The organism is Desulfoluna sp. CLI2B (assembly GCF_056847375.1).
Map to the genome: position 1 here is coordinate 5496897 of NZ_CP186557.1, position 15756 is coordinate 5512652.

The following is a 15756-nucleotide window of genomic DNA, read 5'->3' on the forward strand; positions in this document are numbered from 1 at the left end:
ATTACCCCTTGAGCCGATACTTGCGGGAGACGGCCATGGCCAGAACGTTAAAAATGATGGTGAAGAGGAACAGGGTGATGCCCGTGGCAAAGAGCGCGTGGTAGTGGTCCCCCCGGAATGGGGCCTCCCCCATCTCCGCGGCGATGCTCGCCGGCATGGGGCGGATGGGGTCGAAGAGGGATTCGGGCACCATGGCCGCGCCTCCGGCCACCATGAGCACCACCATGGTTTCGCCGATGGCTCGGGACATGCCCAGGATGATGGCCGTGGTGATGCCGGAGAGGGCCGCGGGCACCGTGACCCTGGAGATGGTCTCAAAGGGGGTGGCGCCCAGGGCCAGGGAGGCTTCCCGGTAGGTGACCGGGACGCTTCGCAAGGCATCTTCGGAGATGGTGCAGATGGTGGGGATGGACATGAAGGCCAGCATGATGGAGGCCGTGAACATGTTCAGTCCCGTGGGGATGTCAAAGAGGCTCTGCATGAGGGGTGCCACCGCCACCATACCGAAAAAACCGATGACCACCGACGGAAGGGAGGCCAAAAGCTCGATGGCGGGTTTGAGCCACTCCGCCACCCTGGGCGGGGCCAGCTCCGAGAGGTAGATGGCCGTCATCACCCCGGAGGGCACCGAGATGAGGGAGGAGAGCAGGGTCACGGCAAAGGAGCCCACGATAAGGGCCAGGATGCCGAAGGCAGGGGGCTCGTCCGTGGGGTACCAGAGCACACCGCCGATGAACTCCCGCACCGAGACAAAGGAGAAGGTGGGGCTTCCCTCCAGGATCAGGAAGAGCATGATCAGGCCCAGGGTGAGGATGGAGATCAGGGAGATGATCAGAAGGGAAGATTCGGCCACCCACTCCCCTACGGCGGTGCGCCGCCCGGTGAGGCTTCCCCGCTCCGGGGCGGTTGTTTCACGTGGAACCCGGCCCGGGGGGGACACCGGGGCGTGGGGTGCTGCGGTAGACTCGCTGTGTGTCATGAAAGGCCGTCCTTGGCTTGTGGCAAAAAAGCGAACACGCAGCCGACGCGCCGTGTGCTGGGTTGGCGTGTCGGCTTCGTGAACCCACGGTCCCGCTCAGCGGGAGGTGTCTTGGTTAGTAAAGGGAGATGCTTCCGGCCTCTTCCACCAGGGCCTGGCCTTTTCTGGAGAGAATGAAGTTGATGAACGAAAGGGTTTCTCCTTTGGGCCATCCGTTGGTGAACATGAACAGGGGGCGGCTGATGGGGTAGCGGCCGTTCAGGGTGGTTTCCGCAGAGCCCATGACCCCGTTTACCCGAAGGGCTTTCACCTCTTCGTTCATGTACCCCAGGGCGATGTAGGCGATGGCACCTTTGGTGGTGGCCACCTGGGTCACTAGGCCGCCGTTGGAGGGCTGGGTCAGGGCGCGGGGGGTGACCCTCTCTTTTTTCATGACCAGGCTCTTCCAGGCATCAAAGGTGCCCGAGGAGCTGTCCCGGGAGATCACCACGATCTTTTTGTCCGAGCCGCCCACCTGCTTCCAGTTGGTGATCTTGCCCAGGTAGATCTGCTTGAGCTGATCCAGGGAGAGGTCCTTTACCGGGTTGTCCGGGTGAACCACCGGGACGATGCAGTCCAGGGCGATGCGGTGGGGCACGGGAAGCACGCCCTTGCCCGTGGCCAGCTTCACCTCTTTGCCCTTGATGAAGCGGGAGGAGTTGCCGATGTCTGCGGTCTGGTCGATGACCGCCTTGATGCCGTTACCGGAGCCGCCCCCGGAAAGGGAGATTTTTACCTCAGGGTGGGAGGCCATGTACGCCTCGGAGATTTTCTGGGCAATGGGAAGAACCGTGGTGGAGCCTTTCAGAACAAGCCTTTCGGCCGATGCCGTGGCAACGGATGCCGCAAGGAAAACGGTGGAAACAAGGGCGGTGAACCAAAGACTTTTTTTCATGATATCTCTCCTGTGGAGGTTGGTGATGGTATGTCGCGAGCCGTTGCCGTCGGGCAACGGCATGTTTTCCGCACCTTGGGGGCGGTGGGCCTTGACATGTTCCACAGGAAGATAGTGTCGGCGTGTTAGGGTTTGGTTAGGGCGTTGTGAGCGGTTGATGTGTTTGCCCTTGGGGGCGAGGTTCGGGGGAAAATGCCTGTGTCGGAAGCGCTGATCGCCGAGTTCTTGCAGGATGCTGACATGTTTCACACATACCCGGTGCACCCTTGATCCCATGGAACAATTAGATGGCGTGGCAACAAAACAGAGACCAAGAGGGGCCGGCACGGACCGGCCGGATTCTGGAAACCATTCATCCCAGAGCGATTTTTTTCAAGACCCAGGAGGTGATGGTCAATATCATGACCGTCTATATCATCGTGGTGCTGGCCGCAGGCCTGGGCAAAACCCTTCTGGACGCCAGGCACCTGCTCCACATGATGGACGGAGAGGGGTTCACCTTTGTGGTGGCCGAGATCCTCTCCTTTCTCGTCATGCTGGAGCTCTTCAGGGGGTTCGTGGATTTTTTCAGCACCCGGCGCATCCGGCTCCACACCATGATGGACCCGGCCATTCTCTTTGTGGTGCGCGAGGTGATCGTCCTACCGGGACGAAGCCAAGGGTCCCTCCTGGGAGGTCCTCACCGGATTTGCCCTGCTCCTTGTGAGCCTGGGCGTCATCCGCACCCTGGCCGTCCGATACACCCCGGGGTCGTGAATGCTCCCAGCCATCGTTTGCCGCGCCGTAGCTCGACGACACAGGATGACCGGCGTCACACAGACACAATTTCAGGCCTTGCTCATCGTTTGGTCACCAGGGTGTTCTTGATGACATCGCCCCAAAAGGCCGACAGCCCGTAGGGTGCACTCTGTGCACCGTGTCCGGGCCACCCAAGGCTTTGATGTTGGTGTACGGAGTTCGCTTTGAGGAATCGGCTCTTTGCAGGTCGCGGTCCAAAGGATGATTAAGACCCAATTTTACGAAAAATACCGCTGTGATTTACCCCTATGAATCCGGCTACGCCGTGACACGCGAGGGGTAAATCACAGCAGAAACAGGCTTTCAAGGTGGCTCACCTTGCCGCCGGAGGCATCATGTGTGACCCTTTATCCTCTGGCGTGTTTGGAGACGTGGCCGAGTTCCGGGAAGATGAGGTTTTTGCAGGCGAGTTTGCAGGCGGCCAGGCTTCCGGGGATGACAAAGACCGCGGTGTCCGAGACGATGCCCGCGGTGGCGCGGGAGAGGATGGCTGCCGAGTCGATTTCGTCAAAGCTCAGCTGGGCGAAGATGGGGCCGAAGGCGGTGAGCTCTTTCCTGAACATGGGCCGGACCGCTTCTAAGGTAAGGTCCCCTGCGGTGATGCCGGTACCGCCGGTGACGATGATACCGTCGGCGTTGTGATCCCGGATGATGTCCCGGATGGCCTTTCGCACCTCCCCTTCCGAGTCCATGACCACCAGGCGGTCCACCACCTCATGGCCCTCTTTTTTAGCCAGTTTTTCAATCCAGGCGCCGCTCTCGTCCGTGTCCATGGTGCGGGTGGAAGAGACGGAGACGACGGCTACTTTCAGTTGTTTCTTGCTTTGGCTTCTGTGCTCTCGGGTTCCCATAGGCTACCTCTCAGTTTAGGGTTACCAGGTCAGAGTCATCGTGCTCGCTGAGCAGGACGTCGACATGCTGTTCGTATTCACTGTCCACTTTCTTGCCGGTGTAGTCGGGTTGGATGGGAAATTCCCGGTGCCCCCGGTCCACCAGGACGGCCAGGCCGATGCGCGACGGGCGCCCGAAGTCCATGAGGGCATCCATGGCGGCTCGGATGGTGCGGCCGGTATAAAGAACGTCATCCACCAGGAGGATCTCCCGGTCGTTGACCTCAAAGGGGATCTCCGTGGGCTTGACGATGGGCTGGTGGCTGATGCGGGTCCAGTCGTCGCGGTAGAGGTTGATATCCATCTCACCGCAGGGAAGCGAGTTGGCCTCAAGCCCTTCGATGGCTTCGATTTCGCGTTTCAGGCGGCGGGCGATGAAGACGCCGCGGGTCTGGATCCCGATGAGGGCGAGCCCCTGGGCCCCTCGGTGGTGCTCGATGATTTCGTGGGCCATGCGGGTGATGGCACGTTTAATGTCCGTGGCATCGAGAAGAACGGTTGCGGTGGTCATAGCAGGGTTCCCAATGGGTGGATGCCTGTGTAGGAACATTTCGCCGATACCTTGTCGGGGGATCGTCACGCGTGGGTGTGGAAGGGCAGTTCACATACGGGCATGCAAAGGGTTGACGATGCCATCGGCTCGCAGTCCGATGGAGGTGGGATGCCAAGCGGCCGGTGCCGCAGGCATCAACCCCTTATTTTTATCCTATTGATGGGTCATTGATCAAGTCAAATGTGGCGAAATGGGGCGTAAACGCCTTGGTTTGACCTCTTTGAAATGCCTTGATTTTGCGCATTATTTTTGACAGACTCCCCTCAGAAACCAAAGAGGGAGCAACGAGTGCAATGGGGATTTTTGATTGTACCGGCGTGATTCTGGCCGGTGGGTTGAATTCCAGAATGAGTGGAACAAACAAGGCCCTCCTCGACATCGGGGGGCAGAGCATCATGGCGCGCACCCTCTCCCTGTTTGAGGACATCTTCGGCCGGGTGCTGGTGGTCTCCAACAACCCCCTGGACTTTCTTGATTTTGACGTCAAGGTCGTCTCGGACCTCTTCCCCGAGCGCTGCTCCCTGGCCGGCATCCACGCCGCCCTCTTCCACGCGGAAACCCCCTGGATCTTTGTGGCCCCCTGCGACAATCCTTTTCTCTCCCGGGAGATGGTGGAGCTGGTGCTCTCGTATCGCACGGACGGCGCCACCATCGTGGTGCCCGAGACCTCCAAGGGCATGGAGCCCCTTTGCGCCGCCTACTCCCGAGAAAACCTCACCCTGGCCGAAAACAGGCTGGCCGAAGGCCGCTACAAGATCCAGAGCCTCTTTCGTAAGAAGAGGACCCGCAAGGTCCCGGAAGATGAGATCCGGCGCATCGACCCGGAGCTGCGCAGCTTTTTCAATATCAACACCCCCGAAGACTACCAATGGGCCCTGGACATGCTTGCCCGGAAGGGCGAGAGTTAACGTTGTCTTCTTATGGTCAAAGCCGCAGAAAAAAACAGCCTTCTTATGGTAAAAGTGAGTGGAAAAAGCGTGCCTCCGGCGGCGAGGGTGGCGAAGCCACGATAACGAAAACACCTCGAAAGCATATAGCCCTTGCGCTTTGTCCCTCGTTCCTCGGGCCAAAGCGCAAGGGCCTTCGGCTCGGGCTTCGCCCGAAACATATGCTGGTGGTTTGTACGAGCGATACGACAAGCCTTGAAGGGCTAAGATTTATTATCGGAACTCGTTAATTATCAGCTTTAACCGGACTACCCCCAAGGTAGTGGGGCAATTTTAAAGCCTGTTTGTCAAGCTTTTCAAAAGCTTGGCTCCCTGCAGGGCCGCCGGAGGCATCTTTGACCGCACTGCCTCCGGCGGCCAACCCGTTGACAAGCAGGGGGTAATCACGTCCTTACAAACCAGGTTAAACACATAAGGAAAAAGAATGATTCATATCGCTGAGATGATTCAAGAGATAAAGGCCCACCCTGATTTCGGCAAGGCGGGCATGGTACTGGCCCACAACGGGGTGGTTCGGGAAAGCTCCCGTGACGGACGCCCCGTCACAGGCCTCACGGTCCATGTGAACCACGCACGCCTTGACGAGCTCATGGCCGAGTACCGGAGCCGGGCGGGTATCGTGGAGATCCTCATTGCCATTGAAGAGGAGAAGCCCCTGGCCGTGGGGGATGACGTCATGGCCATTGTGGTGGCAGGGGACATCCGCGAGAACGTGCTGGCCACCCTTGAAGGGCTCTTGAACGCCGTCAAGGCCGAGGTGACCTCCAAGACAGAGCATTTTACCGATGGGTAGGTTGTCATAGGCTGGGGGGTACTATTCAGCTCAAATAAACAGCCTTTCTATGGTTAAAGTCGGGAGCAAAAGCAAGCCTCCGGCGGCAAGGTGTGCCACCTTGAAAGCAGGTAGCGGATGCGCTTTGCCCCTCGTTCCTCGGGTCAAATCACATTCGCCTTTAAAACGACATTCATACCAATATTTTTTAATGACCTGTTTATGAAGGCCAATTCCTAAACTCGGGGAAACGTGAAGCCCCCTGCAGGGCTGCCGGAGGCATAAGCTGAATCATTACGGCAGCGATTGATTCAGGCGAGGGTGCTTGAATACCCTTCACCGCCCCATATACGGGCGAAGCCCGTCAGGGAATGTGATGAGCCTGAGGAACGAAGGCGAAAGAGCATTCCCGAACCTGGGGTCCTGGGGATGTATCCCCTGGTTTTTAAAAAAGGATTTTTTCATGAAAGAATTTACGCATATTGATGAGGACGGTGCGGTTCGTATGGTGGATGTCACGGACAAGGCGGCCACGGACCGTCGGGCTGTGGCCGAGGGCCGCATTGTTATGACTCGCGACACCTTTGAGCGGATCACGGACACCCGGGTGAAAAAGGGCAACGTCCTTGAGACCGCGCGCATTGCAGGGGTGATGGCGGCCAAGCGGACCAGCGAGGTCATTCCCATGTGCCATCCGCTCTTCATCACCGGGGCCCGTGTCGATTTTACCCCTGAGCCGGAGAACCATGCCTTTCGCATCGAGGCCGAGGTGCGGGTGAAGGGGGAGACCGGGGTGGAGATGGAGGCCCTCCATGCGGTGTCTGTGGCTGCCCTGACCATCTACGACATGTGCAAAGCCTACGACAAGGGCATGACCATTGAGGGGATTCGTCTCATGGCCAAGAGCGGCGGAAAGTCTGGCGTGTATCAGCGGGAAGGGGCGTGATGGCATTTAGTGGCTTGCTGGATACGCTGATGCATCCCGCCCTTGGTTCAGGGCTGGTGGCCGGTGCGGCCGTAGCCTGGGGCCTTGCCGGACTCCGGCATCGCCGGACGGCCCGCGCCCTGGACGAGGCCCTGGAGAGCCGGGATGCCCAGGAGGAGCGCCTTTTTGCCTTGGCTGATGAAGCGGCCGAGGCCCGGGGCCGCCTGACCAATCTTCTCACCCTGGAGGAGGGCATCAAAGAGAGGGATGCCGCCCTTCATCAGAAGGGAGAAACAGAGATCGCCTTGCGGTCCCGCATGGCGCGCCTTGAGGCCGAGCTTGTGAAAGAGCGGGAATCCGCGCGTGAAAGGTGGCCTCGCTCGCCCAGGAAACCGACCTGCCAGGAGATGCTCAAGGCCCTCTCCGCCGATGCCCTGGCCGACAACGCAAAGACCTTTGCCCAGCTCTCCAAGGAGACCCTGGAGGCGGTGGTCGGCGAGGCCCGGCGTGATTTTACCCGGCGGGGGGAAGCGGTCAAAGAGATCGTGGCCCCTGTGGCCGAGGCCATGAAAGCCTACGACGAGAAGGTCCGTCAGATGGAGATGCAGCGGGAAAAGGCGTACGGGGCCCTCACCGAGCAGGTGGAGACCCTGGCCCGGACCCATGCCGTGCTCCAGAAGGAGACCACCAAGCTCTCCGGGGCCCTCCAGGTGCCCAACGTGCGCGGTCGCTGGGGGGAGATCACCCTGAAGCGGGTGGCCGAACTCTCCGGCATGGTAGACCGGTGCGATTTTTTCGAGCAGGTGAGCATGAAGGGCGAGGCCGGTGCCATGCGACCGGACATGGTGGTACAGCTCCCCGGAGGGCGGCGTATTGCCGTGGACTCCAAGGTCCCCCTGGCCGCCTATCTGCGGGCCATGGAGGCCACCACCCAAGGGGAAAAAGCCAAACATCTGGACGAACATGCCCGGGCCCTTCATCACCATGTGCAGGTCCTCTCGGGCAAGGCGTACTGGGCGGGTCTCAAGCCCGCACCGGAGTTTGTGGTCCTCTTTATCCCGGGGGAGAGCTTTTTCTCCGCGGCCCTTGCCAAGCGGCCCGGCCTTATTGAAGAGGGCATTGAAAAAGGGGTGGTGCTGGCCACCCCCACCACCCTGATCTCCCTGCTCAAGGCCGTGGCCTACGGGTGGCGCCAGGAGCAGGCCGCTGAAAGCGTTCACGAGATCCAGGCGCTGGGCAAGGAACTCTACAGCCGCGTGGTTACCTTTGCCTCCCATTTGAACAAGCTGGGCGGGGAGATCGGCAAGGTGACCTCCACCTACAACCAGCTGGCAGGCTCCTTTGAACGGCGTCTCTTTGTCTCGGCACGGCGGTTTGAAGAGTTGGGGGTGCGGGAGAAGGATACGGCCGTTATTGAAGCACCGGATCCCGTCGAAACGGTGCCCAGAAAGGTGGAGGCAGGATGATGGACGCTTTTAAACGAACCGGTGCACGGTGGTGCCTCGTGGCTGCTGCGTTGGTTTTTCTGTGCTTTGGCTGCATCACCACGGGCAAAGAGAAGAGCAAGGCGCTTCCTGCGCTGGTGCCCGTGGTTCCGGGGGAGGCGGGGTACCCCTCCTTTGAGGACGACCTGGATTTCGAAGGGCTTGAAGAGGCCCTGCTCCGGAGCCTGGTCTACTACAACAGGATTCCCAAGACGCGTACCTTTACTGTGGGAGAGGATCGCTACAGCGTCTCGGAGATGATCCGTTCGGCCGTGGCCCTTCTCTACGCCATCCACGAGGACCCTTCCCCTGAGGCGGTTGCGGGATTTATCCGGGACAACTATCGTGTGTACCGGTCCACGGGACGGGACGGAAAAGGGGAGGTTCTCTTTACCGGGTACTACGAAGCCTCACTTTTCGGCCACACCGAAGAGACCGAGCGATACCGCTACCCCGTGCTCACCCGGCCAGACGACCTGGTGACCATCGATATCTCCCGGTTTCCCGGGGTGAAGGCCTCGGGAAAGCGGCACCTCATCGGCCGGGTGACGGAAAAGGGAACGGTGGTGCCCTACTACACCCGTCATGAGGCGGACAACGGCAGCGCTCTTCTCGATCGCACCGAGCCCCTGGCCTGGGTGGATGATCCCGTGGATCTCTTTTTTCTGGAAATTCAGGGTTCGGGGGTTATCACCATGGAGAACGGGGAGGAGCTCAGGGTTCACTATCAGACCAAAAACGGCCATCCCTACCGCAGTATCGGCAGGTACATGATTCGGCAGGGGTTCCTGGAAAGGGAGGCGGTCTCCATGCAGTCCATCCGCAGGTGGCTGGAGGAGAATCCCGAGCGCAGGCAGGAGGTGTTCAACTACAACCCCAGCATGGTCTTTTTTATGGAAGAGGCCAAGGGGCCCTTGGGCTGCTACAACGTGCCCGTGACCCCCAACCGCTCCATCGCTACGGATAAGCGGCCCTTTCCCGCCTGCGGCATCGCCTTTATCACCACGGAAAAACCCGGGGAAACAAGGCCGGATGAAGTTCTTTCCTGGGAGTCCTTCGGCAGGTTCGTGATGAATCAGGACACGGGCGGGGCCATCAAAGGCCCGGGGCGGGTGGATCTGTTCACCGGCCATGGGGAAGAAGCGGAACTTACGGCTGGCCACATGAAGCAGACCGGGTCCCTCTATTTTCTCGTGTTGAAGCCCTCGGTGAGGTGACGCCCTACGGGAAATTCACGAACACGAAACCACCTCGAAAGCGGATGTGAGAACAAAAAAAAGGGTGGCCCCTGCCAGCGGGCCACCCTTGGAGAGTGAGCAAACCTCCCCGAATACCACCGGAACTCCCTTTGTTGTACGTTAACCTTTCGGGCCTTCACCCTGCCCAAGGTTACATGAATGGTGTTGAAGCTCGGCGGTAATCTCAATTTTTCATTTAGCGTATATTTACCTTATCTTTCCTGGAAAAACGTTTCAAGATCAGTCAAAGTTGTTGCTGAAAAACAAAGTTATAACGGGTGGTTAATCTCTCGTTCTCCTTCGTTGGCAGGGCTTTCGGCTCGGACAGGCCGCACCCCAATCTTTCGGTTTCCTCCTTAATTTTTACCCCCGCACTCAAATTAAGTTGATCTCTGGTTTGGTTTAATAGTTATTTCATGTAATTGAGCAATGATCTCTTCCGTGAATTGATTTGACAACCGACAGGCCCGGTGATTCAATGGTGGCAGACTGTCGACGCCCCGGGCGTTGGCGGATTTTCCTCATCGATTACCCTTCTGGGTCGGAACTTTGTGTCTTGCATCCGACCTGAGCGCACCCGGTTTCCTTCTCGTGCCCTGGAACCGGGCCCGCAGCCGCCCGCAAAAGACGGCCTGACCAACACCACCCGCTGAGCACTCGCATACCTGAAATGACGAAGGTTTCATGAAAAAGGGGGACCGGATGGACGCTGAGATCTTTTTGACCACAGAAGAAGCCAAAGATGCCGTATGCCTGGACCTGGAGCAGTACGGTCTCCAGGAGGACACCCTGGAAGAGATGGCTGCCATGGCCGGCGGGGGGTGGCCGGAGCGCTTCCGGGAGGTCATGAGCGGGGGGGAGGGGAGTCTGTACGAGATGATCGCCCTGGTCCAGGAGTTTTTGAACAGCCCAACCCTCACCGAGGAGACCCTGTGCCGGGCCTTTTCCCTCATGTTCTGGTCGGAGGTGCGAAAGGCAAGGGGGCCCGAAGGAGAAGAGGGGGTGGCCTTAACCACAGAACTCCACGACTTTACATGCCTCCAGTGCGGCCAGTGCTGCACCAATCTGGACTACAGCCGAGCCCTCACCGCCGAGGACATTGCCATGTGGAAGAAGGCCGGACGGGATGATCTCCTGGCCTGGGTGGGCAAAGACAAGGTGGACGGGGGCTACACCATCTGGATCGACCCCCGCACAGGCGAGCCCCAGGACCCCTGTCCCTTTCTCACCATGGAAGGGGGCAAAGCCAAATGCGCCATCCATGATGTGAAGCCCGCCATCTGTCGGGAATACCCCGCCACCAAAAAACACGGTTTTATGACAGGCTGCTTGGGGGTGGAGCTGATGTTCCAAAAAGAGCAGGCAGGGTAGGCGAAAGGCCTTTGAGTTTTTTTCAGTGCACTTCGCGTAGCTACCGAGATTTTTGAGGATGGCAAGGACGTGGTCCTGGATAACCTTGAGTTGATGGACGGGCCGTACCTGAAAAGGGCGGCCCGTCTTCTTTTTGCAGAAGAGGATCGGTGCCGGGTTCCTGGTGCGTGGATCAAGGTCGGCTTTTTTGTTTTTACGGGCTTTGCCCATCAGCGAATGTGACGTGCCCGAGGAACGAGGGCTCGGAGCATTCGCAACCCGCTTTCGAGGTGGTACACCTCGCCGCCGGAGGCCTGCTTTTTTTGCTTTTATTTCACCGCCGGCATGTTCCCCTCCCGGGTATGCTCAAAGAAATCTTTGATATACAGAATGTGTTCGGCCATGGCGGCATAGGCGTTGCCGCTGTCGCGACGTGCGATGGCCTCAAGGATGCGGCGGTGCTGGGTGAGGATCTCTTCGGTGCGGTCGGGCATGTCGAAGAAGCGTTTCAGGCTTTCGTTGATGCCGTAGAAGATGAAGTCGTGGAAGTACTTCATCATGTGGACCTGCAGGGGGTTTCTCGTGGCGTGGGCGATGGCCATGTGGAAGTGGGCGTCTTCGTCGGTGCCCACCCGCCCTTCGGCGATGGCTTCCTCCATGGTGGCGATGCTTTTCTCCATGGTGCGGATGTCGTCCAGGGTCGCCTTTTCCGCTGCCAGGGCTGCGCCGTTGCACTCCAGGCCCATGCGCACCTCCAGGAGGTCCGTGATGGTGGCGTTGTGGGAGGCCATGAGGTCCATGATGGGGTTGTCGTGCACCGACCCGAGGCCGCGGACAAAGGTGCCCTGGCCTTGTCGCTGATCCACCAGCCCCATGGCCACGAGCTTGTTCAGGGCCTCCCGCACCGAGTTCCGGCTTACGCCCATCTCTTTCATGAGCTCTCGCTCGGGCATGATCTTCTCCCCCGGTTTCAGGTCTCCACGGAAAATGAGGTCACGGATCTGTTCAAAGACCTGGTCGGCAACGCGTTTGGGTTTGACAGGGGCCAGATGGCTGTTCATGGGGTCGGGTCCTTTGCTTGGAGAACGTCTGATAAAAAGCCGTACCGTTTTTTGCGTCCCGGGTGCTTTGCAGGGCCCGGGGGCGATGATCCGCCATTCGTTATCACGAAGGCGGATTTTTTGTGTGGGGTTTTTTGGCCTGGAAATGGTCGTACCTTTTTGCTGAACCCCTTCTGACTTGGTGTTTTATCAAAATCCGCACCGGGAATCAAAACAAATCAGGCGTGGCTTTTTCGGGTTATGGCGGTGTATTTCCTGCGGGTTTTGGATTTTTTCTTGACAGGGGGGCAATGTGTGCTTCATATTGGTACTACCAATTTTTGGTAGTACCAATGACGACATGGTGGCAACCCCAGGCCCGTGACCAGCTTCCACACGCGGAAGAGGTCCGGGGGGAAAGAGGGCTTCGGGCCGTTGCCATGCCATCAGGACAATGCCTTTGAAACGAACGCTGTTCAGCAGGCTGTTCGGCGCGTTAGGCGCCGATGGGTGTTTGAAGGGACGACGACGTCCCGATTCGTTTCAGGCGGTAACGAAGGGTGCCTGGTCCCAGGCGTTTTAAGGCCGCGGCCTCCGGGGTAACGGAGGGCGCACGTGTCAGGGGCCCCACATAAGCGGGGCGGTCCGGGCCGAGGCATCCACAAGCAAGGAGGGCAACGTGAGTCAGGGTGAGATTCTTGAATCCATGAAAGCGGGGGCGGAGAAGGTGGCTGCGGTTGTGGCGCCGGCTGCATCCCTTGATGAGGCGATAACCTACGCGGTGAATCTGACGGCGGAGGAGGGCGGCACCACCATGGCGGCCCCGGGCATGGAGGGGGAAGCGCGTGAGGCCCTGGCCTCAGCCTGCGCCGAAAAGGGGATTGTCTTTCTGGAGTCCCCCCTGCGGGCCCACATGAACGGGATCCACACGGCCTTTACCTGGGCGGACCGGGGCATTGCCGACACCGGCACCCTGGTGCTCAACTCCGACTCCGAGGAGCTTCGCCTGGCCACCATGCTCAGCGAAACCCATGTGGCGGTCCTTCCCACGGACAAGGTGGTCCCGGACATGGACGCCCTGGAGGGGTACATGAGCGATCATTTCAAAAAGGGCGCGGGCTACGTGGCCTTTATCACCGGCCCCAGCCGCACCGCGGACATCGAGAGGATCCTCACCATCGGGGTGCACGGGCCTGAACGACTTCATATTTTGTTGGCAGACCTTGCGGACGGAGGTGACAAATGATCCATACCCCTGAAACCGATAAAGCCTTTAAGAAGCAGATCAAGGAGTCCCTGGACAAGGACTTCATGCGCAAGACCCTCAACACCTTTTCCGTGGCCTACCGCCAGTCCCGCGCCAACGCCTTTGCCGAGCTCGACCTTGACGGGTTGCGAAACGACGTGGCCTGCATGAAGGACGAGGGTATTCCCCATCTCTCCGAGCTTTTTGATGCCTTCAAGAAAAACGCCGAGGCCGCAGGCACCGTGATCCACGTGGCCCGGGATGCCGACGAGGCCAATCGGATCATTGCCGAGATCGCCAAAGAGAACAACGTCAAGAGCATCGTCAAGTCCAAGTCCATGACCGCCGAAGAGACCTTCCTCAACGACCACCTGGAAAAGGACGGCTACGAGGTGGTGGAGACCGACCTTGGGGAGTGGATCATCCAGATGCGCCACGAAGGCCCCTCCCACATGGTGATGCCCGCCATCCACCTCTCCCGGTACCAGGTGGGGGAACTCTTTTCCGGTGTTACCGCCAGAAAGCAGGACCCCGAGGACATCGAGGGACTGGTGAAGGTGGCCCGCAAGGAGCTTCGCCCCAAGTTTATCAACGCGGACATGGGGGTTTCCGGGGGGAACTTTGCCATCGCAGACACCGGGGCCATCGGCCTGGTGACCAACGAAGGTAACGCCCGCCTCACCACCACCCTGCCCAGGGTCCACGTGGCCCTCATGGGCTTTGACAAGCTGGTGCCGGACATGGCAGCGGCCATGAAGATCCTGAAGATCCTTCCCCGAAACGCCACAGGCCAGGCCCTTACCTCCTACGTCACCTGGATCAAGGGCACCAACGAGTGCGCCACCGGGCCTGCCGGGCGCAAGGTCCAGCACATCGTTTTTCTGGACAACGGCCGCCTGGAGCTGGCCAAGGACCCGATCTTTGCCGAGGCCCTCCGATGCATCCGGTGCGGGGCCTGCGCCAACGTCTGCCCCATCTACCGCATGGTGGGGGGGCACACCTTCGGGCATGTGTATATCGGTGCCATTGGCCTGATCCTCACGCCCTTTTTCCACGGCAAGGAAAAAGCCCGGGAGATCGTGAAGTGCTGCCTCAACTGTCAGTCCTGCAAGAGCGTCTGCCCGTCCAAGATCGATCTGCCCTACCTTATTAAGAACGTGTACGCCAAGGTTCAGGACGAAGACGGCAAAAAGCCCTTCAAGACCCGCATGACATCCATGCTCCTGAAAAACCGCCGACTCTTTCACGCGGCCCTGAAGACCGCCTCCAAGATCCAGGGACCGGCCACCGAAGGGCCTTACATCCGTCATCTGCCCACCTTTCTCATGGGAGAGCACAACTTCAGGCGCCTTCCGGCCATTGCCGACCGTTCCCTTCGGGACGACTGGAAAAAGGTGAAACCCAAGGTAACCAAACCCGCTCTGAAGGTGGCCCTTTTCGGCGGCTGCGCCGGGGATTTCATCTACCCCGAGCACGGCAAGGCCTTTGCCAGGCTTTGCGAGGCGTACAACATCGCCGTGGACTACCCCATGGATCAGACCTGCTGCGGCCTTCCCACCATGATGATGGCCCAGATGGACACGGCCAAGGAGATTGCCGCCCAGAACGTGAAGGCTTTTCATGCGGGTAACTACGACTACATCGTGACCCTGTGCGCCTCCTGCGGTTCCCACATCAAGGAGAATTTTCCCAAGCTCCTGACAACCAAGGGTGCGGTCCCAGCCGATGTCCAGGCCATGGCCGACAAGCTCATCGACTTCAGCTCCTTTATGAACGACGTGGTCAAAGTAAAGGCCGAAGACTTCATGAACCTGGGACGCAAGGTGACCTACCACTATCCCTGTCACCTGGTGCGGGGCCTGGATGTCACCGAGGCCCCCATGGCCCTTCTTGAAAAAGCCGGGGTAAACTTTACGGAGTGCGACGAAAGCCAGGTCTGCTGCGGTTTTTCCGGGTCCTTTTCCGTGGATTTTCCCATGATCTCTAAGAAACATGCTGGCCCACAAGCTGGACAACGTGGAAGCCACCCAAGCAACCACCCTGGTCACGGACTGCCCGGGGTGCGTTCTCCAGCTCAAAGGCGGCATCAAGGCCCGGGGCATGAACGTCACCGTCAAGCACATGGCCGAGGTTCTGCTGGAGGAAAAGAAATAAGCAGGGGCTCCGGGCACGAAAGTGCCCGGTGACCCCCTGGTTTACCATCCGATTAGTCGGCTTATGACTTCGGCGGGTCGCTTTACTAAAAAAAGATCCGAAAAAAAATTTTTCAGGAACATGCCGGTATTGTTTCAGAGACACCCGGAAAAAAGGTATTTACGACCTGTTTGTCAAACGTATTAAACGGTTGGCCCCCCAAAGCAAGGGGTCGCTGAAAAAAGACCCACCACATTTGATTGTTCTGACCTCGCCCGCCCCGGTGTTGACGACCATAGCCCCCTCCCACAGGATCATGGTGTCACCGGGGCGGGTTTTTTTTATCCACCCCAGAGGGGAGCCGGCCCGTAGGTGCCTCTCCCCGGAACGGGGCCTTCCTTTTTTCCATACGCGGGGTTCGAAAAATCGGACTTTTCCCGGTGTATCAAAGATGTTAAAAATGGAGG

The 15756-nt window shown here is 59.1% G+C and carries 14 protein-coding genes; 9 read left to right on the top strand and 5 right to left on the bottom strand.

The window, feature by feature from the left end; translation table 11 throughout:
- Position 1: 1 nt before the first annotated feature.
- Positions 2-979 carry a phosphate ABC transporter permease subunit PstC gene (gene pstC / locus ACOYW2_RS25610; RefSeq protein WP_482768402.1) on the bottom strand — a complete coding sequence of 326 codons (978 nt, stop codon included), beginning with the start codon at positions 977-979 and terminating at the stop codon, positions 2-4.
- Positions 980-1094: 115 nt separating this feature from the next.
- Positions 1095-1913 carry a phosphate ABC transporter substrate-binding protein gene (locus tag ACOYW2_RS25615; RefSeq protein WP_482418621.1) on the bottom strand — a complete coding sequence of 273 codons (819 nt, stop codon included), beginning with the start codon at positions 1911-1913 and terminating at the stop codon, positions 1095-1097.
- A 287-nt stretch (positions 1914-2200) separates the two neighbouring features.
- Here ACOYW2_RS25615 and ACOYW2_RS25620 point away from each other — a divergent pair, with 287 nt between their 5' ends.
- Entirely contained in the window at positions 2201-2812 is a 612-nt protein-coding gene (locus ACOYW2_RS25620; RefSeq protein ID WP_482768403.1) for a phosphate-starvation-inducible PsiE family protein, read from the top strand.
- Positions 2813-3058: 246 nt separating this feature from the next.
- Here the strand turns inward: ACOYW2_RS25620 and ACOYW2_RS25625 are convergent, their stop codons facing one another.
- Both ACOYW2_RS25625 and pyrR read right to left on the bottom strand, forming a co-directional pair.
- Entirely contained in the window at positions 3059-3562 is a 504-nt protein-coding gene (locus ACOYW2_RS25625) for a MogA/MoaB family molybdenum cofactor biosynthesis protein (protein ID WP_482420541.1), read from the bottom strand.
- Positions 3563-3572: 10 nt separating this feature from the next.
- Entirely contained in the window at positions 3573-4112 is a 540-nt protein-coding gene (gene pyrR / locus ACOYW2_RS25630) for a bifunctional pyr operon transcriptional regulator/uracil phosphoribosyltransferase PyrR (protein ID WP_482768404.1), read from the bottom strand.
- Positions 4113-4447: 335 nt separating this feature from the next.
- Between pyrR and mobA the strand changes: the two genes are divergently transcribed.
- From mobA to ACOYW2_RS25660, 6 genes are all read left to right on the top strand, one after another.
- Positions 4448-5062, top strand: coding sequence for a molybdenum cofactor guanylyltransferase (mobA, locus tag ACOYW2_RS25635; protein WP_482418624.1), 615 nt, complete (start codon positions 4448-4450; stop codon positions 5060-5062).
- A 463-nt stretch (positions 5063-5525) separates the two neighbouring features.
- Positions 5526-5894 (top strand): molybdenum cofactor biosynthesis protein MoaE, encoded by a 369-nt coding sequence (locus tag ACOYW2_RS25640; RefSeq protein ID WP_482768405.1) that lies wholly within the window; start codon positions 5526-5528, stop codon positions 5892-5894.
- Between the two features lie 442 nt (positions 5895-6336).
- Positions 6337-6819: a cyclic pyranopterin monophosphate synthase MoaC gene (gene moaC, locus ACOYW2_RS25645; protein ID WP_482420543.1), complete on the top strand. Its 483-nt coding sequence runs from the start codon at positions 6337-6339 to the stop codon at positions 6817-6819.
- 29 nt (positions 6820-6848) lie between these two features.
- Positions 6849-8264: a DNA recombination protein RmuC gene (locus ACOYW2_RS25650; RefSeq protein WP_482768406.1), complete on the top strand. Its 1416-nt coding sequence runs from the start codon at positions 6849-6851 to the stop codon at positions 8262-8264.
- On the top strand, positions 8261-9499 hold the full coding sequence (mltA, locus tag ACOYW2_RS25655) for a murein transglycosylase A (RefSeq protein ID WP_482768407.1): 1239 nt from the start codon (positions 8261-8263) through the stop codon (positions 9497-9499). Before ACOYW2_RS25650 ends, mltA begins: the two co-directional genes overlap by 4 nt.
- Before the next feature lie 723 nt (positions 9500-10222).
- Positions 10223-10891 carry a YkgJ family cysteine cluster protein gene (locus ACOYW2_RS25660; RefSeq protein WP_482768408.1) on the top strand — a complete coding sequence of 223 codons (669 nt, stop codon included), beginning with the start codon at positions 10223-10225 and terminating at the stop codon, positions 10889-10891.
- A gap of 308 nt (positions 10892-11199) precedes the next feature.
- Here the strand turns inward: ACOYW2_RS25660 and ACOYW2_RS25665 are convergent, their stop codons facing one another.
- Positions 11200-11931, bottom strand: coding sequence for a FadR/GntR family transcriptional regulator (locus ACOYW2_RS25665; RefSeq protein ID WP_482768409.1), 732 nt, complete (start codon positions 11929-11931; stop codon positions 11200-11202).
- A gap of 658 nt (positions 11932-12589) precedes the next feature.
- On the opposite strand from ACOYW2_RS25665, the gene ACOYW2_RS25670 reads away from it, so the two are divergent.
- Both ACOYW2_RS25670 and ldhH read left to right on the top strand, forming a co-directional pair.
- The gene (locus tag ACOYW2_RS25670) at positions 12590-13156 is read left to right on the top strand and encodes a LutC/YkgG family protein (RefSeq protein WP_482768410.1); all 567 of its coding nucleotides are present in this window, start codon (positions 12590-12592) and stop codon (positions 13154-13156) included.
- Positions 13153-15342 carry an L-lactate dehydrogenase (quinone) large subunit LdhH gene (ldhH, locus tag ACOYW2_RS25675; RefSeq protein WP_482768411.1) on the top strand — a complete coding sequence of 730 codons (2190 nt, stop codon included), beginning with the start codon at positions 13153-13155 and terminating at the stop codon, positions 15340-15342. Before ACOYW2_RS25670 ends, ldhH begins: the two co-directional genes overlap by 4 nt.
- Positions 15343-15756: the final 414 nt, after the last annotated feature.

What these genes read in the sequence shown, in the direction of transcription:
- pstC (WP_482768402.1), bottom strand. Translation starts at nt 979, where the DNA reads ATGACACACAGCGAGTCTACCGCAGCACCCCACGCCCCGGTGTCCCCC.
- ACOYW2_RS25615 (WP_482418621.1), bottom strand. Translation starts at nt 1,913, where the DNA reads ATGAAAAAAAGTCTTTGGTTCACCGCCCTTGTTTCCACCGTTTTCCTT.
- ACOYW2_RS25620 (WP_482768403.1), top strand. Translation starts at nt 2,201, where the DNA reads ATGGCGTGGCAACAAAACAGAGACCAAGAGGGGCCGGCACGGACCGGC.
- ACOYW2_RS25625 (WP_482420541.1), bottom strand. Translation starts at nt 3,562, where the DNA reads ATGGGAACCCGAGAGCACAGAAGCCAAAGCAAGAAACAACTGAAAGTA.
- pyrR (WP_482768404.1), bottom strand. Translation starts at nt 4,112, where the DNA reads ATGACCACCGCAACCGTTCTTCTCGATGCCACGGACATTAAACGTGCC.
- mobA (WP_482418624.1), top strand. Translation starts at nt 4,448, where the DNA reads ATGGGGATTTTTGATTGTACCGGCGTGATTCTGGCCGGTGGGTTGAAT.
- ACOYW2_RS25640 (WP_482768405.1), top strand. Translation starts at nt 5,526, where the DNA reads ATGATTCATATCGCTGAGATGATTCAAGAGATAAAGGCCCACCCTGAT.
- moaC (WP_482420543.1), top strand. Translation starts at nt 6,337, where the DNA reads ATGAAAGAATTTACGCATATTGATGAGGACGGTGCGGTTCGTATGGTG.
- ACOYW2_RS25650 (WP_482768406.1), top strand. Translation starts at nt 6,849, where the DNA reads ATGCATCCCGCCCTTGGTTCAGGGCTGGTGGCCGGTGCGGCCGTAGCC.
- mltA (WP_482768407.1), top strand. Translation starts at nt 8,261, where the DNA reads ATGATGGACGCTTTTAAACGAACCGGTGCACGGTGGTGCCTCGTGGCT.
- ACOYW2_RS25660 (WP_482768408.1), top strand. Translation starts at nt 10,223, where the DNA reads ATGGACGCTGAGATCTTTTTGACCACAGAAGAAGCCAAAGATGCCGTA.
- ACOYW2_RS25665 (WP_482768409.1), bottom strand. Translation starts at nt 11,931, where the DNA reads ATGAACAGCCATCTGGCCCCTGTCAAACCCAAACGCGTTGCCGACCAG.
- ldhH (WP_482768411.1), top strand. Translation starts at nt 13,153, where the DNA reads ATGATCCATACCCCTGAAACCGATAAAGCCTTTAAGAAGCAGATCAAG.